Genomic DNA, 26,740 nt, shown 5'->3' on the forward strand with positions numbered 1-26,740 from the left:
CAAGCCCGGTATTGCGCCGGGCTTATTTGCAGGCGCGATAGCCGCTGCGGCGCTGCATCAGGTCGAAATGGAAGTGATCGGCATGTTCCGGGTTATAGCCGGGACCGAGAACCGTCGAGAAATAGCCGCACGCATCGGAGCGAACGCTGTTGAGCAGGCCCTTTTCGCGGAAGGCGAAGAATCCCGGCTTGCGCACCATGATGTTCTTGCCATTGTTCAGCACGATCTTGGTGACATCGATGGCGTTGCCGCGTGAATGTTCCGACATTTTCGCGCCGCGGCGGTTGTTCATGGTGCGGCAGGAATAGCCCCCGGCATTATAGATCGTGCTTACGCCGGACAGATAGCGCATCCGGGAGGCGGGTTGCAGGTCGCCCTTGATCCAGCGCGCAAAGGCTTCGGTCACCTGACAGTTCAGCGTCGCCGCCGGTTTGAAGGCGATGGAACCGCTGTTGAAACCCGATACTTCAATCGGGTTTTCGATATGGCAGGAACTGCTGCGATAGATTGTCGGCTTTTCCTTGAAGACGACGCCAAGCCGTTTCAGGCGCGTGCGGCAGGCCGCTTCCGCATTGGACATCGTGTAGATGTTTTCAGCGGCTGTCACCGGATTTTGAATGGGCGCCGTAAAGCCGTAGTCGCCGGAATATTGCGGCTGGCTCTGCTGTTGGGATCGCGCGACGTGATTTTCTTCCTCTTCGGCAAGCCCGACGACGCGTTCTTCCTGCGGCGCCTGCATGACAGGTGGTTCTACGGCAGGTGCCTCCACGACTGGGGCATTAACCGGGGCAGCACTTGCGACCGGCGCGTCGGGAACCATCATATCGGAATTGCCGACACTGGCCTGCGGGCGCGGGGCACTCTCGCCGGAACAGCCGGCGATGATGGCCAGCAGGGCGATGGATAAAGACGGGGCCAGACCCCGCAACCGGGTGCGCTGGCGGCTGACTGGAGCGGTGGCGGACAACGCAGAACTCATGTCCATACCTTTTCTTCAGGAGACCAGACCGATGGCGTTTCCCGAATATTAGCCCGCAAGCGTAAAGGAAGAGTCAGCGTCCGCGTTAAGGGCTGTGGCGTAAACGGGGCAGGGTGCAGGATTGGCAAAATCCTGCCTTTGTTCTATCACCGTGCTGCGGCTTCGGGCCACGCCGCAGACAACATCCTCCCGGTCCCTGAAGTCACTTCCATGTCAGCACTGATTTCGCCAAGCGTTTTGCCGATCCTGCTTCTCATCGGCTCGAACATCTTCATGACATTCGCCTGGTACGGGCACCTGAAATTCACCAATACACCACTCGTTACCGTCATTTTCATCAGCTGGGGTATCGCGCTGATCGAATATTGCCTCGCGGTTCCGGCCAATCGCATCGGGCACGAGGTCTATTCGGCGGCACAGCTCAAGACCATTCAGGAGGTCATCACGCTGGTGATCTTCAGCCTGTTCTCGGTGTTCTACCTCAAGGAAGCCTTTACATGGCACCATCTGCTGGGCTTTGCGTTCATAGCGGGTGGGGCGGCTCTCATCTTCAAGGGGTGATTGGGGTCATTCGGCAGGGACAAGATCAGACTTGCGTTTCCAGAACATGGGGATGAGTTCGACCGCCATCATGGCGGCGAAGATCAGTCCGCAGCCGATGAAGCCGATAAAGGTCACCCGCTCGCCAAGGAAGAGCGCGCCGAACAGCGCCGCGAAAAGCGCTTCCGATGCCAGGAAGATCGCGGCCTGTGCGGACGTCGTATAGCGCTGCCCGATGGCCTGCAAGGTGAAGGCGACGCCGGACGAGAAGACGCCGGTGAACAGGATTTCCTTCCAGGTGAGCGTAATGGCAGTCCAGTTGAAGTCTTCGACCATAGATGCGATGACAAGCCCGACAACGGCGCTGGTCGCAAACTGGATGCAGCTTAGCGTTATCGGTCGCCCTGCGCGGTTTGCCCTGCTGATCAAGACCACCTGCAAGGCCCAGAAAATTGCACCGCAAATGACCAGCCAATCCCCTTGCTTGAGCGCGGTCAGCGCGCCTCCTGAAAGCAGAAATATGCCAGCAAGACATGCCGCCGCACTTGGCCATACGACCGGATGCGGCCATGTGCGAAACAGAATGACGCCGAGCACGGGCACCATCACGACATAAAGCCCGGTCAGAAAGCCGGCATTGGTGACGGATGTGGTGATAAGCCCGATCTGCTGGAGGACAAGCCCGGTGAACAGGCTTAGTCCGATGATGATGAAGAAGATATAGTTCGACCGGCTCAGACGGACCTTCGTCCGACGCCCTTCCGCTACGGCCCATGGCAGGACCGTGAGCGATGCGATTGCCGAGCGGATGCCGATGAACAGAAACGGACCGATACTGGCCATCGCCGTTGATTGGGCGACGAAACCCATGCCCCAGATGACGCCTGCCAGAAGCAGCAGCATGTTGGCTTGTACGCGCGTCATCATTGCCTCGTTTCGAACTTTTCAGCATATGTCACAATAGAAAGAGAAACCGGACGCTTTTCAGCCTTTTCCGGTCGCTATGCTATAGGCAATATTACGGGCAGGCGGCAAGAGAACTTCCGATTCTGCGACATTCATGCATGATCTATTTTAGAGCGATTTCTTACTGACGAGGTGTTTTATGCTTTCTTTGAATCGTCGATCTGTTGCGGTGACAACGATTGCCACGACGATGCTGTTTCTGGCGGGTGGGGAATCGCAGGCTGCCTTCAAGAAGGTTCGCGACACGCTGATTCTGTGCGATTTTGCGCAAAACTGCACCGTGACACTCTCACCAGTCGCGAGCGAAGGCGCATCGAATTCTGGTATGGGGCTTGGCATCTTTCGCAGTAGCCAGTCCGGTTCGAAGCCGGTGCTCAGGCTTTCCTATGTCGATCCATCACAGAAAACTGGCAGGCTGGAGATTGCCATCGACGGTCAAACCCTGCTTGATGTCGATGTCTCGACTTTGAAGGCTGAGGACGATCAGCTCGATTATACGGGCGATCTTGCCAAGATACTTGATGCGATGAAGAACGGCCAGAAACTGCAACTGAAATTTGCCGGAAAGACCTCGACCTATTCGCTTTCGGGCCTCGTCGGCGGGCTGATTTATGTGGACGAACAGCAATCGCGCGACGGAACTATCGAGGCGTTGCAGGTCAAGGGCAGCAAGCCGGCACCGGTTTCGCCGCAGCTCAAGCTGATTGAAACGGTCGAAGAGATACCGGCAGAAATCCGCAAGGATTTTTCCGACGAAGCGGCGGTTTGCGGCGGAGCCAGTCCCGGCACGTTCCGCAATGCGGGCGGTTTCGAGACGAAGATTGCCGATGGTCTTGATCTTATCGGCCTGCCCTGCGGTTCGCCGGGGGCCTATAATCAGCCTTACTCGTTCTACAGCCGCTATGAAAACAAGACCGTGCCGATCTCCCTGCCAACCATTTCGGACGATGGTCCGACGGTGACCGACACTGCGTGGAACATCGACTGGTCACAGAAAGCCTTGACGCTGACAGCCTTCTTCAAGGGGAGAGGGCTTGGAGATTGCGGCATCTATGATGTCTGGAAAGCCACCGATAGCGGCGAGGGGCGGGTGCGTTTCGTTCTGCTACAGGAGCGGTCGAAAGGTGACTGCGATGGCAATTATGCCGGAGGCCCGGAGAAATGGCCTGCGAGCTGGCCGATCAACGCGAAATAGGTGCCGTTTTTGGAGAGAGTTGACAGGCCGATATTTTTCCGCGTGAAATGATTGATGGAAATGCTATAGTTCTATGAACGGCTATTCGAACGGTTCCGAGACGGGTGTTTCGGTGACCGTTTTCTTTTTGTGTGTCGGCGGCTGGTCAGCCGCCGAAAAGCGCCTCGCACTATCCAAGCATTGCGCGAGGTGAGGCGGGCAAATCAAGATGCCGGTGCGTGCAGGCCTCGGGGAGAGGCGAGCACCGGGCGAAGGAAAGGACTGGGTATGGAAAAGTTCCCTATGACCCCTGGCGGTTTCGAAAAGCTCAAGGAAGAGCTGCGTTGGCGTCAGCAATCGGAGCGCCCTCGGATTATTGAGGCAATCGCTGAAGCGCGTGCGCATGGCGATCTGTCGGAAAACGCCGAGTATCACGCTGCGAAAGAAGCCCAAAGCCTGAATGAAGGTCGTATCAACGAACTGGAAGATCTGGTTGCGCGTGCCGAGATTATCGACGTCTCGAAACTGTCAGGCGACCGCATCAAGTTCGGCGCCACTGTCACCATGATAGACGAAGATACGGAAGAAGAGAAAATCTACCAGATTGTCGGCGATCAGGAAGCCGATGTGAAGGAAGGCCGTATCTCCATTTCATCACCGATTGCACGTGCGCTGATCGGCAAAGGCGAAGGCGACACGATTGAAGTCAACGCTCCGGGCGGTTCGCGTTCCTACGAAATCGTCGGCTTGAAGTTCGTCTGATTTCCGTGTCCGCGCATAAGCCAGATTCCGGACAGGTTCGAGTTCAGGATGTCGAGGTGGTGGCGCCGAATTTCAAGCGCCGCCTCTCCGGTGTCACATCGACAATTGTTCAGTTGATCCCTTTGCAGCGCGCAACGGGGCTGAACATTGCAACGATGGGACCGGGCCTGCCGGACACGCTACCGCATCTGGGATGGAGCGCGCTTTGGTCCTTCTGGTCGAAGCCGAGGACGAAACCGTTCCGCATCTGGCATGCGCGGCGCAATATCGAAATGCTCGCCGGTATTTTCATGCGCGATGTGCTGCGCATGAAACTGAGGCTGGTGTTTACCTCGGCTGCGCAGCGCCACCACAAGCCTTTTACCAAATGGCTCATCCGTCGCATGAATGCGGTAATTGCGACGAGTGGCCGGTCAGGGAGCTTTCTCGAAGTTCCGCATCAGGTCATCATGCATGGCGTGGACCTGCAGCGCTTCCACCCGCCTGTTGGTGACGACGACAAATTTGCGGGATCGGGCCTGCCCGGAAAATATGCCGTCGGTTGTTTCGGCCGCGTGCGTTCCTCCAAGGGGACGGACCTCTTCGTCGATGCGATGATCGCGTTACTGCCGAAATATCCTGAATGGACCGCCATCATCACCGGGCGCACGACTGCTGAGCACCAGTCTTTCCTGGACGATCTGAAGGCGAAGATCGCCGCTGCCGGTCTGCAGGACCGTATCCTCATTCTGGGGGAAGTGCCGGATATCCGCGTCTGGTATCGTCGCCTGACGCTCTATGTTGCGCCTTCGCGCAATGAAGGCTTCGGGCTGACGCCGCTCGAAGCCATGGCGTCGCGAACAGCGGTCGTTGCCAGCGATGCGGGCGCCTATGCGGAAATGATCGTTGACGGCACCGGGACATCGGTTGCGGCTGGCGACGGGGAAGCCTTGCGCAAGGCTATCGAGCCATATCTGGCCGATCCGGCTCTGGCCGAGCGTGACGGCGAAAATGCTCTCAGGCATGTTCGCGCCACCTTTCCGCTCGAAAAGGAAGCTGCCGCAATCAGCAGCGTTTACGAGCGCGTATTCGCCGGGAAGTGATAAGTACCCCGGCGCAAAATCTAGAGCGGTTCCAGTTAAAACGGAATCGTGAGGCCGCTCTATCTCTTTGTTTATACGCATTATCCTACGCAAAACCGCTTCGCACTTTTGCTGGAAATGCTCTAATATTTAAAGGATCATCAGTGGTTCGTCCTTGACCGGACGAATGGTCAGAGCAGTGCGCACGGAATCCACATTGGGAGCGGCGGTCAGCTCTTCGATCACGAAGGTCTGGAACGTGTTCAGATCGCGCGCGACACAATGGAGGAGGAAATCGGATTCGCCCGAAACCATCCAGGCGCGGCGTACCAGCGGCCATTGCTTGGTTTTCTCGGCAAACGCCTTGAGATCCGCATCGGCCTGACGATGGAGGCCGACTGAACAGAAGGCGACCAGATCCTGCCCGAGTGAATTGCCATTGAGAATGGCGCGATAGCCCCGGATGACGCCGCTTTCTTCCAGCTTGCGCACACGGCGAAGACAGGGCGGAGCTGAAATGCCGACACGTTCCGCCAGCTCGACATTGGTGATGCGCCCGTTGTTCTGGAGCTCCCGAAGGATTTTCCAATCGATTTCATCCAGATCGGCCTTGATCGGCATGCGTAACTCCGCGCGCAAGGAAATTTCATTCCGGGGTAATTATAGAACATTCGTCGCCATCGTGGCGCAATCTAATCCTGCTCATATCAAATGAAGCAGGCGGATGTAAACTGCCTAACGTTCTGTCAACGCACCCAAAAAGCACGAGTGAACAGGATATATATGGTAACGAGCTCCAGACGCCCGGCCAGCATGAGGAAGGAAAGGACCCATAAGGCCTGGTCCCGAATGGTTGAGAAGTTGCCAACGGGACCAATGGTATCGCCCAAACCGGGGCCGACGTTGGAAAGGGCGGTCAGGGCGCCGGTGAAGGCAGATACGAAGTCGAGTCCGAGCGAGGCGAGCAGGACTGCGCCTGTAATGAGCGAAGCGCAGTAGAGGAACAGGTAAAGGAGGACATTCTGCGCGATTTCACCGGAAATTTCCGAGCTGCCGTAACGGATCTTGATGACGGCGTGCGGCATGATGAGCCGGGCGAGATTGGCCTGTGTCAGGCTCCACAGGATGATGAGGCGGTTCATCTTGATGCCGCCCGACGTCGATCCGGCGCAGCCGCCCAGAAACGATGCGAGAAAGAAAATTCCGATCGCCGGCGGTCCCCAGAGCGAATAGTCCTCGGTGGCATAGCCTGTCGTCGTCATGACCGACACAAAATGAAACGAGGCCGAGATCAGCGCGTCACCGAAAGGTACATCGGAGCCGAGCCGCAGAACTACGGCGAGCGCAAAGCTGAACCCGATCACGATTGAGAAGAACAGTTTCACTTGCGGATCGGCGAGCGATTCCATGCGGCGTGGCATGAAGGCCTTGATGTAAAGCACGAAGGGCAACGCTGACAGGGCCATGAAGATCGTGGACACGACCAGGAGCAGGCGGTTCCCTTCATAGAAGCCGATTGAACTGTCGTGTGTAGAGAAGCCTGCCGTGGCAACGGTTGTCAGGCCATGATTGATGGCGTCGAACACGCTCATGCCAACGGCAAAATAGGCGATGATGCAAGCAGCCGTCAGGCTGAGGTAAGCAAGCACGATGCCCAGCGCTATCTGGTTCATGCGCGGGAGGATTTTTTCCGATTTGTCGGAATTCTCCATATGAAAGAGCGCAAGCCCGCCCGCCCGCAGCGAGGGGAGCATCAAGAGTGCCAGGCCGATAAAGCCGACGCCCCCGATCCAGCAGAGAAGCGAACGCCACAAGAGAATGCCGCGCTGCATGTTGTCGAGCCCGGTCAGCGCGGTCGCGCCGGTCGACGTCACGCCCGACATGGCCTCGAAGAACGCCGTCGCATAGCTGATCGGCAGATGCGAAAAATAGAGCGGAATCGAGCCGAGAAAGCTTGCAGTGAGCCAGAGACAGGCCGTCAGCAAAAAGCCGAGGCGCGGCGTGAAGCGCATTGTCTGGTTTTGGGTGGCCAGCAGGAAAAGGGCGGACAATGCACCAGTCGCCGCCGCGGAGCGGACGAAAACCAGCCAGTCGTCGCTACCGTCGCGCAGGTCGATTGCGGCAGGCAGGAGCATGGCAGCAGCCATGACAAGGCCGAAGCGCGCGCAGATATTGGCGACTGTTTTATAGATGGCGGCCGGCTCCGAGGTTAGGCGAATTGTCCGTTATGTGATGTTTGTTTAGCGTGAGATCGATCCACCCGCAACGTGTGGCTATCAAAGCGTTTGCTTAAAGGTCACAAGCTGTGGCTAAAGCACAGCAAATCCCCGTCGAACCTTGCAAACAATCAGGGGCAGACCTACCTTGGCCATAAGGTCGGGGCATTGGCTAGACGGGACGCGAAAGCGATTCTGGTGAGCTGGAGCCTGCCACTTTAAATCGATTTTAGAGTGCACCCTGAAAGTGTGAAACATTTTTGGACAAGGTGCCGTAAAAGCAAACGTGTGAAAACCAACATATGGAGCGCCGATCTGGCTTGATCAGGTCCAAACGCTCCGGGACCGGAGAGAACTTCATGTCACAGCGTCATGCGCCAGTCATTGTCATCGGCTCAGGTCCTGCTGGTTATACTGCCGCGATTTATGCCGCGCGCGCCATGCTGAAGCCAATCGTCATTGCTGGGTTGCAGCAGGGCGGACAGCTCATGATTACCACGGATGTGGAAAACTATCCGGGCTATGCCGAGCCGGTGCAGGGGCCATGGATGATGGACCAGATGGCGACGCAGGCGCAGAATGTCGGCGCAGAAATCGTCCATGACATCATCACCGAGGTCGAAACCACGGTGCGTCCTTTCCGCCTGAAGGGTGATTCCGGCACGATCTATACCTGCGATGCCCTGATTATCGCCACGGGTGCACAGGCCAAGTGGCTTGGCCTCGACAGCGAACAGACCTTCATGGGCGGCGGCGTTTCGGCTTGCGCAACCTGTGACGGTTTCTTCTATCGCGGCAAGGATGTGGTTGTTGTCGGCGGCGGCAATACCGCTGTCGAGGAAGCGCTTTATCTTTCGCATATCGCCAAGAGCGTGACGGTCGTGCATCGCCGCGACGGTTTCCGTGCAGAAAAAATCATGCAGGATCGCCTGCTTTCGCGCCAGAACGTCTCGGTTGTCTGGAACAGCGTGATTGACGAAATCCTCGGCACCGAGGCAAAGCCGCCAATGGGCGCGACCGTGACCGGCGTGCGCCTCAAGAACGTGGTGACGGGCGAGACGCAGGAACTCGACACGCATGGCGTTTTTGTCGCCATCGGCCACGCACCTGCGGTTTCTTTGTTCGAGGGCAAACTCAAGCAGAAGCCAAACGGTTATCTGTGGACGGCGCCTGATTCGACCGCCACCGACGTTCCGGGCATCTTCGCTGCGGGCGACGTCACGGACGATATCTATCGTCAGGCTGTGACTGCCGCCGGTTTGGGTTGCATGGCTGCTCTTGAAGCCGAGCGCTGGCTTGCTGCACAGGAACCGCTGCACGAAGCCGCAGAATAGAGCATTTCCTGGCCAAAAGTGTGAGGCGGTTTTGCGTAAGATGAATGCGGTGAAAACAATGAGAGGGGATAATCGTGGTCGCTCCGCTCGACTGGGATAAACTGCGCATTTTTCATGCTGCGGCTGAGGCTGGGTCGTTTACCCACGCAGCCCAGACATTGCATCTGTCGCAATCGGCTATCTCGCGTCAGGTAAGCGCGCTGGAGCAGGATGTCGGCGTCCCGCTGTTTCATCGTCATGCGCGCGGTCTCATCCTGACCGAGCAGGGCGAAACGCTTTATCGTACGGCACATGACGTTCTGATGAAGCTCGAAAATGTTCGCTCGAAACTTGCCGAGAGCAAGGAAAAGCCGACAGGCCGTCTCCGCGTGACGACGACTGTTGGTCTTGGTTCCGGCTGGCTGGTCGAGCGCATTCAGGAGTTCGTCGAGCTTTATCCCGATATCCAGCTGCAACTGATCCTCGACAATGAGGAACTGGACCTGACGATGCGCCATGCGGATTGTGCCATCCGGTTGCGGCAGCCGCAGCAGCCGGATCTGATCCAGCGTCGGCTGTTCACGGTGCATATGCATGTCTATGCGTCCGCCGGGTATGTTTCGAAATATGGCAAGCTGAATTCGATAGACGAGATCGACCAGCATCGCGTCGTCACTTTCGGTGAACCGGCGCCAAGCTATCTGACGGGCCTGAACTGGCTGGAGATTGCCGGACGTGCCGATGGCAGCACACGTATTCCGGCGTTGCAGGTGAACAATCTGCTGTCGATTCGTCGCGCTGTTCAGCGTGGGGTCGGTATCGCGGTTCTGCCCGATTATATGGCCGACAAGGAATCCGGTCTGGTACAGCTTCTGCCGGAACTGGAAGAAATACCGTCTTTCGATACGTTCTTCTGCTACCCGGAAGCCTTGAAGAATTCCGCGAAACTGCACGCCTTCCGCGACTTCCTGTTCTCAAAGGCCCGCAACTGGACATATTGATTGCAGCTTGCGATTTAAAAAAAGGCCGCGCTGGCAATCAGCGCGGCCTTTTGTTTTTTTGGTGATGGCTGATTACTTGCGCGGCAGCAGGCGCTGGACTTCCTTGGACGCATCGGCAAGGGCATCTTCCGGCGTGGCGGACTGCTCAACGACGCGCGAAAGATTGTCCACAATGGTCTGCGTTACCTTCACGCCGTTCGAACCAGGGAAGGCATACCACGGGATCATCAGCGACATCTGGCTGAGACCGGCCTTGAAGAGCGGATTTTCCTCATAGAACTTGCCGAGATATTCATCGGACTTTGCAGCCAGTTCGTTATTCGGCACGTAGCCGGTGCCGGGAACGACAACGGAAGCACCGTATGGACCGGCAGCGAACTTGGCGAATTTCCATGCTGCATCCTGCTTGGCCTGATCTTCGGTCAGGATGACAACTGCGTTGCCGCCAGTTGGCAGGCGACCCTTTTCAGCATTGATGAGCGGGATTTTTGCCGTGCGAAGATCGAACTTGTCGCCGGCATTCTTGATCGTGTTGCGCAGTGCACCGGTGGTCTGGAACGAGAAGCCGACCTTGCCTGCTGCGAAAGCCTGTTCGCCTGCAGCCTTGGTCAGAACCGGCATGCCGCCTTCCTTCACCATGCGGTCGACCAGCTTGAAGGCTTCGAGACCTTCCGGTCCGTTGAAAGCGACCTTCTTCTCGTCTTCGGTCAGCATGGTGCCGCCCGCGCCGAACAGAAGGGCTGAGAACATCCAGTCGTCGCCCTGCCAGCGGAAGTCGATGCCCTCATTGCCGTTGCCGAGGGCCTTGATCTTGCCGCCGAGTTCAATCACTTCATCCCAGGTGGTGGGCGGAGTGTCGGGATTGCCGCCTGCCGCCTTCAGAAGATCGGCATTGTAATACATGATCGGGTTGGAGGTTGCGAAAGCAAGACCGACCTGACGGTCACCGACGCGGGCGAGGCTCAGCAGGTGATCGGTGAAGCCCTGCGCTTCCATGTCGGCTTCTTTTTCGACCAGCGGCTTCATGTCGACGCCGATATTGCGTTCCGCCAGCACACGCAGGCGGTTCAAACCGGTGAAGGTGATATCCGGCATTTCCGACGTTCCGGCCTGACGCATGATCGTCTGGATGCCTTCCTCGTAGGTCGCCGACGGGCTGACGAAGTTGATCTTGATGTTCGGATTGTCCTCCATGAATTTTTTGGAGATGTCGGCCATGACATCCTTGAAGAAACCCGGCATCGGATAGTGCACGTTCAGTGTCGTGTCGGCAAAGGCGGGCGAGCCGAAGGCCGTTGTCATAGCCAGAGCGGCAAGTGCGCCAAGATTGCTTGCGAGGCGTTTCATGTTTGGGACTCCTGTGGAGGATGGGAGGGAAGAATTCAGCCCTTGAGGCCGGTGAGGGTGATGCCTTCGATGAAGCGGCGCTGGGCGGCGAGAAATGCCAGCAGCAGCGGCAGGGTGATGATGAGAGTCGCGGCCATCAGCGCCCCGTAATCGTCGCCTGCTTCCGCAGCGCGGAAATAGAGGAGGCCGAGCGGTGGCGTGGCGCGTTCCATGCCGTTGACGACGATCAGCGGCCAGAACAGATCGTTCCAGTGCGCGACAACCGAAAAGATCGAAAAGGCGGTGATGGCAGGCCAGGCATTCGGCACGATCACCCGCATGACGATGCCTGCTTCCGACATGCCATCGAGACGCGCGGCGCTGATCAGATCGTCCGGCATGGCGCGGAAGAATTGCAGAAACAGGAATATGCCGAAGACCGAGATGAAGAACGGTGCGCTGAGAGCAAAATAGCTGTTGAGCACGCCGAGCTGGTTGAAACCTACGTAGAAGGGCAATGCGGTGGCATGGATCGGCACGAGCAGGCCGAGCATGACCATCATCATCATAGTGCGCTGGCCGCGGAAATTGAGCTTTGCCATGGCATAGGCGCAGGGAATGGCGACCACGACCTGAATGACCAGAATGAGCGCGCAGACAACGACGCCGTTGAACAGCAAAAGCCCCATCGGCACACGGCTGAATGCCTTGGCAAGATTATCCAGGAGTGCCCAGTTGTGCGGGATCAGCGACAGGGAAGACGAGAAAATATCCTGCTGCGACTTTGCCGCCGTCGACAGCATGAAGATATAGGGTGCGAGGAAAAGCAGGGCCCCCAGTGAAAGGATGCCGAGGCGAAGTGAACGGGCGAAAGACATACCGGATTCCTCAATAGTGGGTGCGGCGGTCCAGCACGCGGAACTGCAACATCATCAGGATCACGAGGACCGCGAGAAAGATCACCGTCATCGCCGAAGCATAGCCGACGCGCAGATAGACGAAGCCTTCCTGATAGATCGTCCAGAGCAGGACTTCCGAAGCCTTGTTCGGGCCGCCCTCGGTCAGCGTCTTGACCGTCTCGAACACCTTCACGGCATTGATGATGCTGATCGTCGTGACAAAAAGCGTGGTGGGGCCGAGCAGGGGCCATGTGACCAGTCGGAAGCGTTCCCAGCTGTTTTTCACGCCGTCCACTTCAGCAGCCGAATAGAGTTCTCGCGGGATGGCCGTGAGACCGGCCAGAAACAGCACCATGTTGAAGCCGACGCTCTGCCAGATGCCGATCAATGCGAGGCTGAGCAGCACCGTCTCGCTGGAGCCAAGCCAGTTGGGGCCAGCATTGCCGATCATGCCCAGCATGGCATTGACGGGGCCAAGTGTCGGATGCAGCAGATATTGCCAGACGGTTGCCATGGCGACGAGGAGCGAAGCGACCGGCAGAAAATAGACCGTGCGGAAGAAGGCTTTGCCACGAACTTCGCCTTCGATAAGGAGGGCCACGCCGAGACCCAGAAAGACGGAAGCAGGCGCTACGATCGCGGTATAGATGGCGGTGTTCTTCAGCGAGATCAGAAATGTCCGGTCGCTGAACAGTTCGGCATAGTTATCCAGTCCGATGAATTCGAAACCGTCATAGCCAAGCTCGAAATTGGTCAGGCTCCAGAAAATGACGGCGGCAGTCGGCAGGAGGATCAGCAGCACCGTCAAAATGATGGCCGGAGCTGCCAGTTTCCAGGCTAGCCGTTCTTCGCGACGACGGGCTTCCTCAGCTGCCGTGCGTGCGCCAATGGCTGCAGAGCTGGAGAGCGTCATATCAGACATGAGCGGCAGCCTTTGCCGGTGCTGCAAGCTTGACAATGTTTCCGGCGGGCTGGCGCAGGCGCAGGCCATCTTCTCCGAAGAGGTAAGCGTTGCTGGCATCGAAATGCAGGCCCACGGGCAGGCCGACGACGATGTCGCGGGCTTCCTCGGGGGAAAGCTTCACAGTGAGGTCGTGCGAAGCGCCGGGAGCTTTGAGATAGACGAGAACTTCCGAGCCGAGAAATTCGATCCGTGAGACTGTGCCCGCTATGCCTGTCTTGTCGTGCGGCTTGAGCTGGAAATGTTCCGGACGAATGCCAATGCGGATAGCGGTGCCGGAATGGGCGGCGACGTCCTGCAGGATGGCACGGCCTGCAAAATGCACCATGCCATTATCGCTGACCAACGCTTCCAGAATATTGATGCGCGGCGTGCCGATGAATTGCGCGACCTCGATATGGCGTGGATCGTTATAGATCGCGGTCGGCGTGTCGATCTGGAGCAGTTTGCCGCCTATCATCACCGCTACACGGTCGGCCATGCTGAGTGCTTCGGCCTGGTCGTGGGTAACGTAGATTGTGGGGACACCGGCGCGGCGATGCAGTTCAACGATTTCCGCACGGGTGTGAACGCGCAGATTGGCATCGAGGTTCGATAGCGGCTCATCCATCAGGAATGCGCCGGGCTGGCGGACGAGCGCGCGGGCAAGGGCGACGCGCTGGCGCTGGCCCCCGGACATCTGGCCCGGCTTGCGGTCAAGCAGATGGTCTATCTTGAGGCTCGTTGCGGTTGCCTTGACCTGCTTCTGGATGGCGGCGCGCTTGCTGCGCTGGCCGGGAATGAAAGCGCCGATCATGGGCAGGCGTTCCACGGCGGTCAGATCACGCATTGCCAGCGGCACCGCGATATTCTGTGCCGTCGTCAGATGGGGGTAGAGCGCGTAGGACTGAAACACCATGGCGATGTTCCGATCGGCAGGGTGAGCGCCGGTTATGTTGCGCCCTGCAAGTTCCACGCTTCCTTCATCCGCATGGTCCAGACCGGCGAGAATACGCAGCAATGTGCTCTTTCCGCAGCCTGACGGGCCAACGAGGGCGATGAATTCGCCTTCTGCAGCTTCAATGGAAATGCCATCGAGAATGCGGTTGCCCCCGTAGGATTTGCCGATGTCGCGAAGGATGAGCGTGCTCACTGGCTTGCCTCCTCGGTGACTTTCTCGCCATCGCCGGAGTGGTGCGGATAAACTTCATGCACCACGTCATCAATGACGTAGGGTGTCAGCTCGTTGATGCGGACAATGCTGCTTGTGGCAACTTCATCGAGATCGTGAATGGCAGCGCCGAGGATACGCTCGCCGGGAAGGTCGCGTTCCATTGGCCCGACGATGAAGGCGGCGGCAGGCGCCCAGACATAATTCGTGCCGAACGCATCGCCCGACCATGCGCGGTGCAGGTGACCGCTGGCATGAAGCTGCACATTATACTGGGCGAAAAGATCATAAAGACGCTGGCGCGGAGCAGGGCGGATACCCCAGTAGCCGCTATCTCCTTCATCTGGATCGTCCACAAAGAGCGGCTTGTGCGCGAAGACGGCGACGGGCTTGCCATCGCTGTTTTTCAATTCGTCTTCGAGCCACTGGAACTGGTCTGCTTCTTCGGCTTCGTCGGAACCGATGATGAGACTGTTGAGGCCGATGATACGCCAGTTGCCGAAGTTTTCCGCCCAACGGTCCGGGCCGATATGACGGCGCCAGCGCATCAGGCGCTGCGGATTGACCGGCTGGTGGCTTTCGGGAAGGTGGCCGATATCGTGATTACCCGGAAGGCTGAGAACACGCGCCGGAAGCTCATTCAGGCAGGCACGGCAGAACAGAAGGTCGGCCTCCACATCGGCGCCGTCGACTGTAAGGTCGCCGGTATGGATGATGAGATCCGGTTTCTGCTGATCGATCCAGGCAACGAGCGGTTCCCAGTTGCGGTTGAAGTGCGGCTTGATGGGGCTGAGGTGGGTGTCTGTAATCTGAACGATCCGCACGGGTACGCTCCTTCTCGGGTCTGTCTCTTGTCGCAGCACTTTTTCTTGTGCTGCACTCCGCCGAGCGCATTGTGCGCGGCATCTTGCCGGGGCTTTTAGGCGCGTTGTATGACAAGCCCGCTGCACTGCAGTGACAGTTGCATGACATCTGCTTGGAGCGACTCAAAAAGGGTGATTTGCCAAATTTGGAGGCATCGTTGTTTCGCCACTGCTCATGCTTTAGGCGATCAATCTGCACATTATAATATTACGAAGTAATTTGTATCTCCGTAACCTATTGTTTTTGAATTGATTTATGCCCTGATCTAGACATGCGTAAAACGCATAGCTGCATTGCGCTAAAGTTGCATTGCAAAAACAATGGGCAACAGGCATATAAAGATCATCTCAGCGCTGCGTTTCCTCCTCCCATTTGCGCAGGCTGAGTGTTCCCCTCTGGAGGTTTGCCTCAAAGGCACCTTCAAAACTCAAAGCCAGACATTTGTCTGGCTTTTTTTTTGGCTTTTTGCCGGAGCGCAAGTTTTCCCGAAGTCTGGATATGAAAAAGGGGCCTTTCGGCCCCTTGGTCATTCTGTACCTGAAGTGTTTAGCGCAGGCTTGCACAGAAGCGCTGGATGCGGGTGCAGGCTTCTTCAAGCAGCGTATCCGACGTTGCATAGGAAATGCGGAAGTTCGGTCCAAGTCCGAAAGCCGAACCATGAACAACGGCGACGCCTTCAGCTTCCAGCAGTTCGGTGACGAAGTCTTCGTCTGTCTCGATGACCTTGCCAGCTTCCGTCTTCTTGCCGATCAGGTCAGCGCAGGACGGATAGACGTAGAAAGCACCTTCCGGCGTCGGGCACTTGATGCCCTTGGCCTGATTGAGCATTGACACGACCAGATCGCGACGGGCCTGGAAGATCTTCTTGTTTTCCGGGATGAAATCCTGGGTGCCGTTGAGGGCTTCGACTGCGGCCCATTGTGCGATGGAGCAAGCGCCCGAGGTCTGCTGACCCTGCACCATATCCATGGCCTTGATGAGTTGCAGTGGTCCTGCTGCGTAGCCGATACGCCAGCCGGTCATGGCATAGGCCTTGGAAACGCCGTTCATGGTGAGCGTGCGGTCATAAAGCGAAGGCTCGACCTGAGCAGGCGTCGTGAAGACGAAGTCGCCATAGACCAGATGCTCATACATGTCGTCGGTCAGGATCCAGACATGCGGATGACGAACCAGAACGTCGGTCAGGGACTTGAGTTCTGCTTCCGTGTAAGCCGCGCCGGTCGGGTTCGACGGCGAGTTGAAGATCAGCCACTTGGTCTTCGGCGTGATCGCCTTTTCCAGATCGGCGGCCGTCAGCTTGAAATTGTCTTCGATCTTCGTGTTGATGAAAACCGGATTGCCGCCGTTGATCGCCACCATTTCCGGATAGCTGACCCAGTAAGGAGCAGGAACGATGACTTCATCGCCGGGGTTCAGCGTTGCCATGAAGGCGTTGAACAGAATCTGCTTGCCACCAGTGCCGACGATGACCTGTTCCGGCTTGTAATCGAGGCCGTTTTCACGCTTGAACTTGGCGACGATGGCCTGACGCAGTTCGGGGATACCGGCAACAGGCGTGTATTTCGTTTCGCCGCGGTTGATCGCGTCGATGGCAGCCTGCTTGATATTCGTGGGTGTGTCGAAGTCGGGCTCGCCCGCACCGAGACCAATCACGTCCTTGCCCTTGGCTTTCAGTTCACGTGCTTTCTGGCTGACCGCGATGGTCGCAGATGGCTTTACACGAGAAAGGGCGTCGGCGAGAAATGCCATGATAGATCTCCATAGATGGCAGGCTCTGTTAACCGGCACCGGGCAGGTCCGGTTTTGCGGGTTTTCTATGTCCCATCGGCGCAGGAAGCGCAACAGATGGATTGTGATTTCATCGGTAATTGCTTGATTTCGCGAAAATGTGTTGCCGAAACGAACAAATCCATCAGCAATGCTGACATATTATCGCAAAGAAACTGATTGGACAGGAGGCGGACGGGCAGAAATATTGCGGCAGAACAGGAGATGACCATGCTGACGCTTTATGAGCACGCCGATTCCGGTAATTGCTACAAACCCCGCCTGCTTCTGGCAAAAATCGGTAGGCCCTTTCGCCATGTCGCGGTCTCCTCGCTTGATGGATCGACGCGCACGCCTGAATATCTGGTCAAGAACCCGAACGGTAAGGTTCCGTTGCTGGAACTGGAAGACGGCCGTTTTCTCGCTGAATCGAATGCCATTCTTCTGCATCTGGCCGAGGGGACGCCCTTTTTGCCGAAAGACGCTTATGAACGCGCACTGGTCTATCAGTGGCTTTTCTTTGAACAATATAGCCACGAACCTTATATCGCAGTACGCCGGGCATTGATGGTTTATCCAGAGCGGTCTCGCGATGCGACGCCGGAACGCCTCGCTTCCACGCTGGCCGGCGGCGAAAAGGCGCTGGCCGTGATGGAAACCCAGCTGAAGAAAACGCCGTTCATCGCGGGTAACAATTATACGGTGGCTGATATCGCGCTCTATGCCTACACGCATGAAGCGCATCTGGGTGGTTTCAATATGCGGCACTATCCCGCTGTGCGTGAATGGTTGCAGCGCGTGGCCAGCGACAAGGGGCATGTGCCGATCGACTGGCTGCCGTGAAGTCCTATTCCACCATCAGGTCGCGCAAGCTGCGCATGGCCATGACCTTGTAGGCGTCTATCAGCGCATGGCATTCGTTTTCCGAAACCTCGACCGCGATGCGCATGGTGGATTCGCCAAAATGCATCAGCAGGAAGGCGGTTTCGTCGAGTTGCGCCGGCAGCTTGCCGGGGGCGATCCGGCGGATCGTATCGGCCAGCAGCTGGCCGTTCTGCCTGCTTTCGGCAATTTCCAGTTTTGACAGGGATTTGTCTGTCTGGGTCGCCGACCAGATGTCGCGCATCGCCGGTTCCAGCCGCATCAGGGTCAGATATTCATCGATCAGTGCATTGAAGGCGACGATCAACTCGTCAGCCGAACTGGCTGCTGCAAGCCCTTCCGCGATGCACTGGCGCGATTGCGCGTTACAGCTTTCAAACAGGTAGCGGATCAGGGCGCTTTTATCGGGAAAATACTGATAGAGCGCGCCGATGGAGATACCGGCCTGCTGGGCGATTTCACTCATCTTGAGGCTGTCGCTGCCCTTGGCGGCGATCAGCGCCGTGGCGCATTCAGCGATGCGTCGAATCTTTTCCTGTGCGCGGCTCTGGCTGGGCGTGCGGCGTAGGATCGGTGCGCTGGTTGTCTCTGCTTGCTTGGCGGAATTCTGCTTCATGACCGACTCACAATTTTTCTCTCTTGACAGAATATGAGGATTGCTCACATATTGCAAATATGAGGGTTACTCATATTTTGGGAGAAGGAAGATGAATACGTATCTTGATGATCGTTATCTGGTGATTGGTGCTACCGGCAAAACCGGCAGGCGCGTTGCGGAAAAGCTGCGGCAGAAGGGGCTTTCAGTTCGGGCCGTATCGCGGAGCACCGAGATTCCCTTTGACTGGAACAGCCAATCCACCTGGGCTGCGGCGCTTGACGGTATCGACAGCGCCTATGTGACATACCAGCCGGATATTGCCTTGCCGGGCGCCGTCGATGTCATTCGCGCATTTCTCGCGGCGGCAAAGACGGCAGGTGTCAAGCATGTCGTGCTTCTGTCTGGACGGGGCGAGGAGGAGGCGGAAGCTGCGGAACGGGTTCTGCAGGCTTCCGGGCTGGACTGGACCGTGCTGCGTGCCAGCTGGTTCATGCAGAATTTCAGCGAAAACTACATGCGGGACGAGTTGCTTTCAGGCTCGCTGACCTTGCCGGTCGGACCGACGAAGGAACCTTTCATCGATGCCGACGACATTGCGGATGTGGCGGTTGCCGCGCTGACCGAGGCGGGGCATCGCAACCGGCTCTATGAGCTGACTGGGCCGGAACTGTTCAGCTTCAACGAGGCTGTGAGCGAAATCGCCGGAGCGACAGGTCGGGCGCTGTCGTTTCATCCGGTCTCATTCGCCGATTACGAAGCCGCATTGCGTGAACAGGCATTGCCGGAAGATGTCATCACGCTTTTGCGCTATCTTTTCACCGAACTTTTCGATGGCCGCAACGCCAATGTGGCGCATGGCGTGGAGGAAGCCCTTGGACGAAAGCCGCGCCGGTTTGCAGATTTTGCGCGCAAGGCTGCCGTTGAAGGCATATGGGAGGGATAATCATGACAATGAGTTTTCAATTGCTTGTTCTGCTGACAGCATGGGGAAGCGCGATTACCGGTGGCATTTTCTATGCGTTTTCAAGTTTCGTGATGGCCGCGCTGGCGCGCATTCCGGCCAATGCGGGCATAACGGCTATGCAGTCGATCAATATCACCGTCATTAATGGCACGTTCTTTGCCGTCTTCTTCGGCACTGCATTGTTGTGTCTGGCGATTATCGTACTGGGATTGATGGGCTTCGGAGGCTTGTCGAAATGGGCGATGATCGGCGCTGCCGTCTATCTCGTCGGCACTATTGGCGTCACGATGGCTTTGAATGTGCCGCTGAACAACCAGCTTGCCGTGATGGATGCCAATGCCGCCGCTTCGCCGGATGTCTGGCTCGCTTATGTACGCGACTGGACCGTATGGAATCACGTTCGCACCGTCGCGGCGCTGATCGCGGCCTTGATTCTGGGTGCAAGCGCGCTGGCGAGAGGCTGAGTAAGGCAGGCAAATAAAAAAGGCGGGCCCGAAGACCCGCCTTCTCTCTGCCTTGCGGCAAAACTTATGCTGCGACCAGGTTGTCGGCAGACGAACGGCCCGAACGACGGTCCTGTACGATTTCGTACGAAACCTTCTGGCCTTCATCGAGCGTGGCCAGACCAGCGCGCTGAACGGCGGAGATGTGAACGAAAACGTCCGTGCCGCCCTGATCAGGCTGAATGAAGCCGAAGCCCTTGGTCGTGTTGAACCACTTAACTGTTCCCGTAGCCATGGGAAATTCCTTTGTAACATTAGTAGTAGAGTAGTCCGTATGCTTCGCACACGTCCCTGTGAATCGAATTTATGGACAGGAGATCGTCAGGAAGCACGGCGGGCCGCACGGGTCGCAAAGTCACTTGACCGAAAAATCGATGCGCTAACTATATGCGACAAATTTGACCAATACAAGACAGCTAGAATGCTAGCTAGAAACTGATTTTACTCAGGCTTTCTGCCATGCCCAGCCCGAGCCGGTTTTGCGCACTCAAACGGTCGAGCCAGAACAGCCGCAACAGAATCGGGGCGCTGCCATCGCATGGCGTCATTTCATAATGGTCCCAGGTTTCAGGCGTGGCCCGTCTCAATTGCAAATGAAAGCAGTGGCGGCGGTGAAGCTCGGTCTGTCCCCGTTCGGGATAATCATAATCGATAGTTTCGAGATGGATCATGCCGTCGTCGTAGAAAAGCCCTGTTTCTTCGGCGAATTCGCGATAGGCGGCCGCGGGAATATCTTCTCCTGCATCGACCGTACCACCCGGCACCTGAAGCGGCGTTTCAGGAAAATCCGGTTCTTCAAAAACCAGAAGGCGGCCGTTCCAGGTTGCATAAATGAGCACTTTGTCGATGGGCTGGATTGTAATGGCCATGGAATTTTCCGGTAGGGTTGGAGCGCAGGCCATGATTACAGCGGACGGTTTTTTCCTAAACCCGCATATTGTTGTGGGCCATTATAGCTGGTTTGCCGGAAAAGCGTGCTGATCTCCTATCTTTGACTTCCGCATGACGTACATAATGCGCATGTTGCAAACATATCTGCAAAATTGAGCGGGCGGATGGGCAGCGAGGCAGGACATGACGTCTGAACCAGATAAGGACAAGACGAAGCAGAGCGCGCCTAAAAAGGAGCGCCGTCGCAGAAAGCCCAGGCGCAGCGTTACCGAGCGCTTGCGCAAGAGTTCGGCGAAGTTGATCGGCGGTGCTCCGTCGCGTGACGGGACCGATCTTTTCTCCCAGGTCTCGATGATGGTCGGGGCTTTTATGATCTCGCCGGTGCGCAATACGCTGATTGCGCTCGGAACCGGCATTTTCGTTCTTGTCGTGCTGATCGCCGTCGGGCAGGTCGCCATCAACCGCTGGAACGAACCTTTCTACGATGCGCTCTCCCGTCGGGATCTACAGGCTTTCTTTCACCAGCTGATGGTTTTTTTCGGGATCGCGGGCAGCCTGCTTGTGCTCAACGTATCGCAAACCTGGCTCAATCAGATGTTTGCGCTCAAGATGCGTGAGGGATTGGCGCGTGATCTGGTGGGCCAATGGCTCGTACCGGGCCGGGCATTTCGCCTCGCCAATGCGGGTGAAATTGGTATTAATCCTGATCAGCGCCTGCATGAAGATGCACGTCACCTCGCGGAAACCTCGTGCAATCTTGGCATAAATCTTCTTCAGTCGACCGTCATTCTGGTGAGTTTTGTCGGTGTTCTATGGTCGCTGTCGAGTGGCTTTGTGTTTCATGTCGCGGGCTACAGTTTTTCGATTCCGGGCTATATGGTCTGGGCGGTCATCATCTATGCGGCTTCCGCTTCGTGGCTGACATGGATCGTCGGGCGCAGTCTGGTTAATATCAATGCTAACCGCTATGCGCGAGAAGCGGATTTCCGCGCATCGCTGATGCGGGTCAACGAACATCTGGATGCCGTCACCCTGTCGCGTGGCGAAGGGGATGAAAGACGCCGCCTTGATCTGGATATCGATGCAGTGTTGGGTGCGATTCGCAAGATCGTTTCCGCCACGACGCGGCTTACATGGGTGACCGCCGGTTACGGCTGGCTGACAATCGTTGCGCCGATCCTCGTGGCGGCGCCGGTCTATTTCTCCGGTGGGCTGACCTTCGGTGGCCTGATGATGGCCGTCGGCGCGTTTACGCAGGTGCACAATTCGCTGCGCTGGTTTGTCGATAATTTCGGGGCGATTGCGGACTGGCGGGCGACGCTGCTGCGCGTCGCGAGCTTCCGTCAGGCGGTGCTGCGTATGGACGAACTCGGCCATCTGGACCGGCAGATTGATCTTGCGACGAATGATAATGACAGGCTGACACTGGACGGCGTTTCCATCGCCGCTCCCGATCTGTGCCTGAAGCTTTCCCGCAAGGCCTTTTCGGTAAAGCCCGGCGAGCGGGTGCTAGTTACGGGTGGTACCGAGACGCAGAGAACGCTCTTGTTCCGCGCATTGGGCGGGCTTTGGCCGTGGGGCGAGGGGCGGATCGGTATGCCCGCCGGCGATGGTGTCGCCTTCATGCCGCGCGCACCTTATTTTCCACCCGGCAACCTCAAGGGTGTGATTGTCTATCCGCTTGATATCAAGAAGTTTTCGGAAGAGGATCTGGAAAATGTGCTGCGGCGGGCCGGGCTTGAACGGCTTTCCACGAGCCTTGATCGCGTTGCGCGCTGGGATCGTGTTCTTACCGACGATGAGCGCCAATGTATCGCTTTCGCCCGCCTGATCCTGCAGAAGCCCGAGTGGATCGTCATCGATGGCGCGCTAGACGGCCTTGATGCCGAAGCCTACGACCGGATTCGCGACATGCTGAACAGTGAACTGAAAGACGCTGCCGTCATTCATCTCGGCAAGCCGCATCTGCACGACGGGCTTTTCACGCAGCAAGTCAATCTGGAAGACGATCCTTCCGGAAAACCTCTGGAATTGCCGGCCTTGAAAACCGCATGAAAAAGCCGCCGGTCACCCGGCGGCTTTTTGCATCGATATCGACGTGATTAGCGGAAGTAGTCCTGCAGCGGGCGAACTTCCAGCGATCCGGCCTTAAGGGCGGCGATGGCTTCGGCGGCGGCTTCCGCTCCGGCCATGGTCGTGTAGTAAGGCAGCTTCTGCATCAGCGTTGCGCGGCGGATCGACTTGCTATCGGAAACTGCGCTGGCGCTGTCCGTGGTGTTGAAGACGAGATGGATCTGGCGATTGCGAATCGCATCTTCCACATGCGGACGGCCTTCGATGACCTTGTTGATCTTGGTCGATTCAACGCCGTTGGCTTCGAGGAACTTCTGCGTTCCGCCGGTTGCCATGACCTTGAAGCCGATGCTTGCCAGCAGGCGGACCGGGCCGAGCACGCGTTCCTTGTCTTCGTCGCGAACAGAAACGAAGACCGTACCTTCACGCGGCAGTTCCACGCCTGCGCCAAGCTGTGCCTTCGCAAAAGCCAGCGCATAGTCGTAATCGAGGCCCATGACTTCGCCGGTCGAGCGCATTTCCGGTCCAAGCAGCGTATCGACGCCGGGGAAACGGGCAAACGGGAACACGGCTTCCTTGACTGCGATATGTGGGCGGGAAGGTGTCTTCGGCTTGCCGCCATAGGCGCCGAGTGCGGCTTCCAGGCTTTCACCGGCCATGACGCGGGCTGCAACCTTGGCGATCGGGGTGCCGACCGTCTTGGCGACGAACGGAACCGTACGTGATGCACGCGGGTTGACTTCGAGAATGAAGATTTCGCCGTCCTTGATGGCGAACTGGACGTTCATCAAGCCGCCGACATGAAGCGCCTTGGCAAGCGCCGCCGTCTGGCGTTCCAGTTCAGCAACGGTTTCAGGCGAAAGTGTATGCACCGGCAGCGAGCAGGCCGAGTCGCCCGAATGGATACCGGCTTCCTCGATATGTTCCATGATACCGGCGACAAAGCTGTCCTTGCCGTCACACAGGCAGTCGACGTCCACTTCGATGGCTTCGGTCAGGTAGGTGTCGAACAGAAGCGGGTTCTTGCCGAGCAGCGTGTTGATCTGGCCGGTCTTGTCGTTCGGATACTTGGCCTTGATGTCTTCCGGGACCAGTTCCGGCACGGTGTCGAGCAGATAGTTCTGCAAGGAACGTTCATCATGGATGATCTGCATGGCGCGGCCGCCCAGAACATAGGACGGGCGCACGACAAGCGGGAAGCCCAGATCGGCGGCGACGAGGCGGGCCTGTTCGACCGAATAGGCGATACCGTTCTTCGGCTGGTTGAGATCGAGCTTGATGAGAAGCTTCTGGAACCGGTCGCGATCTTCCGCAAGGTCGATGGCGTCAGGCGACGTGCCGAGGATCGGGATGCCGGCCTTTTCAAGCGCATTGGCGAGCTTGAGCGGGGTCTGGCCGCCAAACTGCACGATAACGCCGTGAAGTGTGCCCTTCTCCTGTTCAACGCGCAGGATTTCCAGCACGTCTTCTGCAGTCAGCGGTTCGAAATAGAGACGATCCGACGTATCATAGTCGGTTGAAACCGTTTCCGGGTTGCAGTTGATCATGATGGCTTCGTAATCGGCATCATTGAGCGCGAAAGCCGCATGGCAGCAGCAATAATCGAACTCGATGCCCTGACCGATACGGTTCGGACCGCCGCCGAGGATGACGACCTTCTTGCGATCTGAGACTTCAGCTTCCGAACGCGGCTGGCCGACGAAAGGCGTTTCATAAGTCGAGTACATATAGGCGGTTGGCGAGGCGAATTCGGCAGCGCAGGTGTCGATGCGCTTGTAGACCGGATGCACATCGAGCTCGCCACGCAGTTTGGCCACGTCTTCCGCGTCCTTGCCCGTCAGGCTTGCGAGGCGTGCGTCGGAGAAGCCCATGGACTTCAACATGCGCAGGTTTTCAGCGTCCTGCGGCAGGCCGTGTTCGCGGATGCGCTCTTCGGTCTTCACAATGGCTTCGATCTGCTCGAGGAACCAAGGGTCGATCTTCGATGCGTCGTGCACCTGCTCGGTGGTCAGGCCGAGACGCATTGCCTGCGCGACCATGCGCAGACGATCCGGCGTCGGCGTGCCGATGGCAGCGCGGATTGCATTCTTCTCGTCGCCTTCCTCGATGTTCGGAATGGCGATTTCGTCAAGACCCGTCAGGCCGGTTTCAAGCCCGCGAAGCGCCTTCTGCAAGCTTTCCTGGAAGGTACGGCCGATGGCCATCACTTCACCGACCGATTTCATGGCGGTGGTCAGGATCGGTGAGGAGCCAGGGAATTTTTCGAATGCGAAGCGCGGGATCTTGGTGACCACATAGTCGATCGACGGTTCGAACGAGGCAGGCGTCGCGCCGCCGGTAATGTCGTTATCCAGCTCATCGAGCGTGTAACCGACGGCGAGCTTGGCCGCAACCTTTGCAATCGGGAACCCGGTCGCCTTGGAAGCCAGAGCCGAGGAACGCGACACGCGCGGGTTCATTTCGATGACGATCATACGGCCATTGGCCGGGTTGATCGCGAACTGCACGTTAGAGCCACCGGTTTCGACGCCGATCTCGCGCAGCACCGCAATCGAGGCGTTACGCATGATCTGGTATTCTTTGTCGGTCAGCGTCAGCGCCGGTGCAACGGTGATCGAGTCGCCAGTATGCACGCCCATCGGATCGAGGTTTTCAATCGAGCAGATGATGATGCAGTTGTCCGCCTTGTCGCGGACGACTTCCATTTCATATTCTTTCCAGCCAAGAACCGACTCTTCGATCAGAACTTCAGTCGTCGGCGATGCATCCAGACCGCGCTCGATGATTTCGAAGAATTCCTGGCGGTTATAGGCAATGCCGCCGCCCGTACCGCCGAGCGTGAAGCTTGGGCGGATAATGGCAGGCAGGCCAACCACGTCGAGCGCCTGCGCAGCCTTGGCAAGCGCGTGCGTCATGTAACGCTGCTTGCGTTCGACTTCGCCGAGCTGCCACTCGGTTTCAAGCTTGTCGAGAGCCTTGTCCAGCTCGTCACCCGAAAACTGAGCCTTGACTTCGGCGCGCTTTGCTTCGTGACGCTTGCGGTCCTCGTCCTTGATTTCGGTGGCGTTTGCGAGCCTGGATTCCGGCGTATCGAGGCCGATCTTTTCCATGGCTTCACGGAAGAGCGCGCGATCTTCCGCCTTGTCGATGGCTTCTGCATTCGCGCCGATCATCTCGACATTGTAGCGCTCCAGCACGCCCATGCGGCGCAGCGACAATGCGGTGTTCAGTGCGGTCTGGCCGCCCATGGTCGGCAGCAGCGCGTCCGGGCGTTCCTTGGCGATGATCTTGGCGACCACTTCAGGCGTGATCGGTTCGATATAGGTCGCATCCGCCAGATCGGGATCGGTCATGATCGTGGCCGGGTTGGAGTTGACGAGGATGATCCGGTAGCCTTCCTCTTTCAACGCCTTGCAGGCTTGTGTGCCCGAATAGTCGAATTCACAAGCCTGGCCGATGACAATGGGGCCCGCGCCGATAATCAGGATCGATTTGATATCTGTACGTTTCGGCATGGGCGCTCGTCCTATCTTCTTCTCGCGCATGATCTTGTCCGAAAACCGGTTCCCATTTTTCGGGATCATGCTCTTGTTTTAAGCATGTCTTGGTCTCGAAACCGCTTCCCACTTTCGAGAGACATGCTGCTTAGCCTGCCAGAAAAGCCCGCACGGTTTTCCGGCGGGTTGGCAGCGTATGAATTCTGTGGGCTAAGCGGGCCTTATAGGCAATCATTTCGATAAGCGGAACCCCACAAATCGTTTTATTTCAAAGAAAGTGCGGGCATTCACGATAATTCTTGCCCGCCTCACGCTTTCTCTAAGGATGTTATAACCCAACTGCAGCCTTCGCG

At 57.5% G+C, this 26,740-nt stretch carries 24 protein-coding genes and 1 pseudogene; 10 read left to right on the plus strand and 15 right to left on the minus strand.

Annotated elements, in window-relative coordinates:
- Nucleotides 1–22: 22 nt before the first annotated feature.
- On the minus strand, nt 23–979 hold the full coding sequence (locus tag HWX93_RS05900) for an extensin family protein (RefSeq protein WP_176036817.1): 957 nt from the start codon (nt 977–979) through the stop codon (nt 23–25).
- A gap of 210 nt (nt 980–1,189) precedes the next feature.
- Here HWX93_RS05900 and HWX93_RS05905 point away from each other — a divergent pair, with 210 nt between their 5' ends.
- Nucleotides 1,190–1,540 carry a DMT family protein gene (locus HWX93_RS05905; protein ID WP_109987361.1) on the plus strand — a complete coding sequence of 117 codons (351 nt, stop codon included), beginning with the start codon at nt 1,190–1,192 and terminating at the stop codon, nt 1,538–1,540.
- Nucleotides 1,541–1,546: 6 nt separating this feature from the next.
- On the opposite strand, the gene HWX93_RS05910 is transcribed toward HWX93_RS05905, so the two are convergent.
- Nucleotides 1,547–2,443: a DMT family transporter gene (locus HWX93_RS05910; RefSeq protein WP_176036818.1), complete on the minus strand. Its 897-nt coding sequence runs from the start codon at nt 2,441–2,443 to the stop codon at nt 1,547–1,549.
- A gap of 181 nt (nt 2,444–2,624) precedes the next feature.
- Between HWX93_RS05910 and HWX93_RS05915 the strand changes: the two genes are divergently transcribed.
- The 3 genes from HWX93_RS05915 (at nt 2,625) to HWX93_RS05925 (ending at nt 5,503) form a co-directional block, all read left to right on the plus strand.
- Nucleotides 2,625–3,680 carry a DUF1176 domain-containing protein gene (locus tag HWX93_RS05915; protein WP_176036819.1) on the plus strand — a complete coding sequence of 352 codons (1,056 nt, stop codon included), beginning with the start codon at nt 2,625–2,627 and terminating at the stop codon, nt 3,678–3,680.
- Nucleotides 3,681–3,947: 267 nt separating this feature from the next.
- On the plus strand, nt 3,948–4,421 hold the full coding sequence (gene greA, locus HWX93_RS05920) for a transcription elongation factor GreA (RefSeq protein WP_104756013.1): 474 nt from the start codon (nt 3,948–3,950) through the stop codon (nt 4,419–4,421).
- 5 nt (nt 4,422–4,426) lie between these two features.
- A complete protein-coding gene (locus HWX93_RS05925; RefSeq protein ID WP_176036820.1) occupies nt 4,427–5,503 on the plus strand; it encodes a glycosyltransferase family 4 protein in 1,077 nt (358 codons plus the stop codon).
- A 129-nt stretch (nt 5,504–5,632) separates the two neighbouring features.
- Here HWX93_RS05925 and HWX93_RS05930 read toward each other — a convergent pair whose 3' ends face one another.
- Nucleotides 5,633–6,103, minus strand: a complete 471-nt coding sequence (locus tag HWX93_RS05930; protein ID WP_006471903.1) for an Lrp/AsnC family transcriptional regulator — start codon at nt 6,101–6,103, stop codon at nt 5,633–5,635.
- Between the two features lie 125 nt (nt 6,104–6,228).
- Entirely contained in the window at nt 6,229–7,629 is a 1,401-nt protein-coding gene (locus HWX93_RS05935; protein ID WP_176036821.1) for a TrkH family potassium uptake protein, read from the minus strand.
- A gap of 428 nt (nt 7,630–8,057) precedes the next feature.
- On the opposite strand from HWX93_RS05935, the gene trxB reads away from it, so the two are divergent.
- Both trxB and HWX93_RS05945 read left to right on the plus strand, forming a co-directional pair.
- The gene (trxB, locus tag HWX93_RS05940) at nt 8,058–9,032 is read left to right on the plus strand and encodes a thioredoxin-disulfide reductase (protein WP_176036822.1); all 975 of its coding nucleotides are present in this window, start codon (nt 8,058–8,060) and stop codon (nt 9,030–9,032) included.
- Between the two features lie 74 nt (nt 9,033–9,106).
- Nucleotides 9,107–10,012: a LysR family transcriptional regulator gene (locus tag HWX93_RS05945; RefSeq protein WP_061345943.1), complete on the plus strand. Its 906-nt coding sequence runs from the start codon at nt 9,107–9,109 to the stop codon at nt 10,010–10,012.
- Nucleotides 10,013–10,084: 72 nt separating this feature from the next.
- Here HWX93_RS05945 and HWX93_RS05950 read toward each other — a convergent pair whose 3' ends face one another.
- The 7 genes and pseudogenes from HWX93_RS05950 to HWX93_RS05980 all read right to left on the minus strand — a co-directional run bounded on the left by HWX93_RS05950 (nt 10,085) and on the right by HWX93_RS05980 (nt 16,961).
- Nucleotides 10,085–11,359: an ABC transporter substrate-binding protein gene (locus HWX93_RS05950; protein ID WP_176036823.1), complete on the minus strand. Its 1,275-nt coding sequence runs from the start codon at nt 11,357–11,359 to the stop codon at nt 10,085–10,087.
- A gap of 35 nt (nt 11,360–11,394) precedes the next feature.
- Entirely contained in the window at nt 11,395–12,216 is an 822-nt protein-coding gene (locus HWX93_RS05955; RefSeq protein WP_176036824.1) for a carbohydrate ABC transporter permease, read from the minus strand.
- 10 nt (nt 12,217–12,226) lie between these two features.
- The gene (locus tag HWX93_RS05960; protein ID WP_176036825.1) at nt 12,227–13,159 is read right to left on the minus strand and encodes a carbohydrate ABC transporter permease; all 933 of its coding nucleotides are present in this window, start codon (nt 13,157–13,159) and stop codon (nt 12,227–12,229) included.
- A complete protein-coding gene (locus tag HWX93_RS05965; RefSeq protein ID WP_176036826.1) occupies nt 13,152–14,330 on the minus strand; it encodes an ABC transporter ATP-binding protein in 1,179 nt (392 codons plus the stop codon). Before HWX93_RS05965 ends, HWX93_RS05960 begins: the two co-directional genes overlap by 8 nt.
- Nucleotides 14,327–15,172 (minus strand): metallophosphoesterase family protein, encoded by an 846-nt coding sequence (locus tag HWX93_RS05970; RefSeq protein ID WP_176036827.1) that lies wholly within the window; start codon nt 15,170–15,172, stop codon nt 14,327–14,329. Before HWX93_RS05970 ends, HWX93_RS05965 begins: the two co-directional genes overlap by 4 nt.
- 382 nt (nt 15,173–15,554) lie before the next feature.
- Nucleotides 15,555–15,742 (minus strand): annotated as a pseudogene (locus tag HWX93_RS05975) (hypothetical protein).
- A 16-nt stretch (nt 15,743–15,758) separates the two neighbouring features.
- Complete coding sequence (locus tag HWX93_RS05980; RefSeq protein WP_109987198.1) at nt 15,759–16,961, minus strand: pyridoxal phosphate-dependent aminotransferase; 1,203 nt, start codon at nt 16,959–16,961, stop codon at nt 15,759–15,761.
- Nucleotides 16,962–17,210: 249 nt separating this feature from the next.
- On the opposite strand from HWX93_RS05980, the gene HWX93_RS05985 reads away from it, so the two are divergent.
- Nucleotides 17,211–17,822, plus strand: a complete 612-nt coding sequence (locus HWX93_RS05985) for a glutathione S-transferase family protein (RefSeq protein ID WP_176036828.1) — start codon at nt 17,211–17,213, stop codon at nt 17,820–17,822.
- Nucleotides 17,823–17,826: 4 nt separating this feature from the next.
- On the opposite strand, the gene HWX93_RS05990 is transcribed toward HWX93_RS05985, so the two are convergent.
- Nucleotides 17,827–18,477: a TetR/AcrR family transcriptional regulator gene (locus HWX93_RS05990; protein ID WP_176036829.1), complete on the minus strand. Its 651-nt coding sequence runs from the start codon at nt 18,475–18,477 to the stop codon at nt 17,827–17,829.
- Between the two features lie 91 nt (nt 18,478–18,568).
- Here HWX93_RS05990 and HWX93_RS05995 point away from each other — a divergent pair, with 91 nt between their 5' ends.
- Both HWX93_RS05995 and HWX93_RS06000 read left to right on the plus strand, forming a co-directional pair.
- Nucleotides 18,569–19,402, plus strand: a complete 834-nt coding sequence (locus tag HWX93_RS05995; RefSeq protein WP_176036830.1) for an NAD(P)H-binding protein — start codon at nt 18,569–18,571, stop codon at nt 19,400–19,402.
- Between the two features lie 2 nt (nt 19,403–19,404).
- Nucleotides 19,405–19,887, plus strand: a complete 483-nt coding sequence (locus tag HWX93_RS06000) for a DUF1772 domain-containing protein (RefSeq protein WP_176036831.1) — start codon at nt 19,405–19,407, stop codon at nt 19,885–19,887.
- Nucleotides 19,888–19,951: 64 nt separating this feature from the next.
- Here the strand turns inward: HWX93_RS06000 and HWX93_RS06005 are convergent, their stop codons facing one another.
- Both HWX93_RS06005 and HWX93_RS06010 read right to left on the minus strand, forming a co-directional pair.
- Entirely contained in the window at nt 19,952–20,161 is a 210-nt protein-coding gene (locus HWX93_RS06005) for a cold-shock protein (protein ID WP_006471898.1), read from the minus strand.
- A gap of 193 nt (nt 20,162–20,354) precedes the next feature.
- A complete protein-coding gene (locus HWX93_RS06010) occupies nt 20,355–20,795 on the minus strand; it encodes an NUDIX hydrolase (protein WP_176036832.1) in 441 nt (146 codons plus the stop codon).
- Nucleotides 20,796–21,000: 205 nt separating this feature from the next.
- On the opposite strand from HWX93_RS06010, the gene HWX93_RS06015 reads away from it, so the two are divergent.
- Nucleotides 21,001–22,872 carry an ABC transporter ATP-binding protein/permease gene (locus HWX93_RS06015; RefSeq protein WP_109987192.1) on the plus strand — a complete coding sequence of 624 codons (1,872 nt, stop codon included), beginning with the start codon at nt 21,001–21,003 and terminating at the stop codon, nt 22,870–22,872.
- Between the two features lie 47 nt (nt 22,873–22,919).
- On the opposite strand, the gene carB is transcribed toward HWX93_RS06015, so the two are convergent.
- Nucleotides 22,920–26,405, minus strand: coding sequence for a carbamoyl-phosphate synthase large subunit (gene carB, locus HWX93_RS06020; protein ID WP_176036833.1), 3,486 nt, complete (start codon nt 26,403–26,405; stop codon nt 22,920–22,922).
- Nucleotides 26,406–26,740: the final 335 nt, after the last annotated feature.

The sequence above is a fragment of the Brucella tritici genome (genome assembly GCF_902825325.1).
In the GTDB taxonomy this organism is placed as follows: Bacteria; Pseudomonadota; Alphaproteobacteria; order Rhizobiales; family Rhizobiaceae; genus Brucella.

Coding starts and splice junctions, on each gene's coding strand:
- HWX93_RS05900 (WP_176036817.1), bottom strand. CDS start 979: ATGAGTTCTGCGTTGTCCGCCACCGCTCCAGTCAGCCGCCAGCGCACC.
- HWX93_RS05905 (WP_109987361.1), top strand. CDS start 1,190: ATGTCAGCACTGATTTCGCCAAGCGTTTTGCCGATCCTGCTTCTCATC.
- HWX93_RS05910 (WP_176036818.1), bottom strand. CDS start 2,443: ATGACGCGCGTACAAGCCAACATGCTGCTGCTTCTGGCAGGCGTCATC.
- HWX93_RS05915 (WP_176036819.1), top strand. CDS start 2,625: ATGCTTTCTTTGAATCGTCGATCTGTTGCGGTGACAACGATTGCCACG.
- greA (WP_104756013.1), top strand. CDS start 3,948: ATGGAAAAGTTCCCTATGACCCCTGGCGGTTTCGAAAAGCTCAAGGAA.
- HWX93_RS05930 (WP_006471903.1), bottom strand. CDS start 6,103: ATGCCGATCAAGGCCGATCTGGATGAAATCGATTGGAAAATCCTTCGG.
- HWX93_RS05935 (WP_176036821.1), bottom strand. CDS start 7,629: ATGGCTGCTGCCATGCTCCTGCCTGCCGCAATCGACCTGCGCGACGGT.
- trxB (WP_176036822.1), top strand. CDS start 8,058: ATGTCACAGCGTCATGCGCCAGTCATTGTCATCGGCTCAGGTCCTGCT.
- HWX93_RS05950 (WP_176036823.1), bottom strand. CDS start 11,359: ATGAAACGCCTCGCAAGCAATCTTGGCGCACTTGCCGCTCTGGCTATG.
- HWX93_RS05955 (WP_176036824.1), bottom strand. CDS start 12,216: ATGTCTTTCGCCCGTTCACTTCGCCTCGGCATCCTTTCACTGGGGGCC.
- HWX93_RS05960 (WP_176036825.1), bottom strand. CDS start 13,159: ATGTCTGATATGACGCTCTCCAGCTCTGCAGCCATTGGCGCACGCACG.
- HWX93_RS05980 (WP_109987198.1), bottom strand. CDS start 16,961: ATGGCATTTCTCGCCGACGCCCTTTCTCGTGTAAAGCCATCTGCGACC.
- HWX93_RS05985 (WP_176036828.1), top strand. CDS start 17,211: ATGCTGACGCTTTATGAGCACGCCGATTCCGGTAATTGCTACAAACCC.
- HWX93_RS05990 (WP_176036829.1), bottom strand. CDS start 18,477: ATGAAGCAGAATTCCGCCAAGCAAGCAGAGACAACCAGCGCACCGATC.
- HWX93_RS05995 (WP_176036830.1), top strand. CDS start 18,569: ATGAATACGTATCTTGATGATCGTTATCTGGTGATTGGTGCTACCGGC.
- HWX93_RS06000 (WP_176036831.1), top strand. CDS start 19,405: ATGACAATGAGTTTTCAATTGCTTGTTCTGCTGACAGCATGGGGAAGC.
- HWX93_RS06005 (WP_006471898.1), bottom strand. CDS start 20,161: ATGGCTACGGGAACAGTTAAGTGGTTCAACACGACCAAGGGCTTCGGC.
- HWX93_RS06010 (WP_176036832.1), bottom strand. CDS start 20,795: ATGGCCATTACAATCCAGCCCATCGACAAAGTGCTCATTTATGCAACC.
- HWX93_RS06015 (WP_109987192.1), top strand. CDS start 21,001: ATGACGTCTGAACCAGATAAGGACAAGACGAAGCAGAGCGCGCCTAAA.
- carB (WP_176036833.1), bottom strand. CDS start 26,405: ATGCCGAAACGTACAGATATCAAATCGATCCTGATTATCGGCGCGGGC.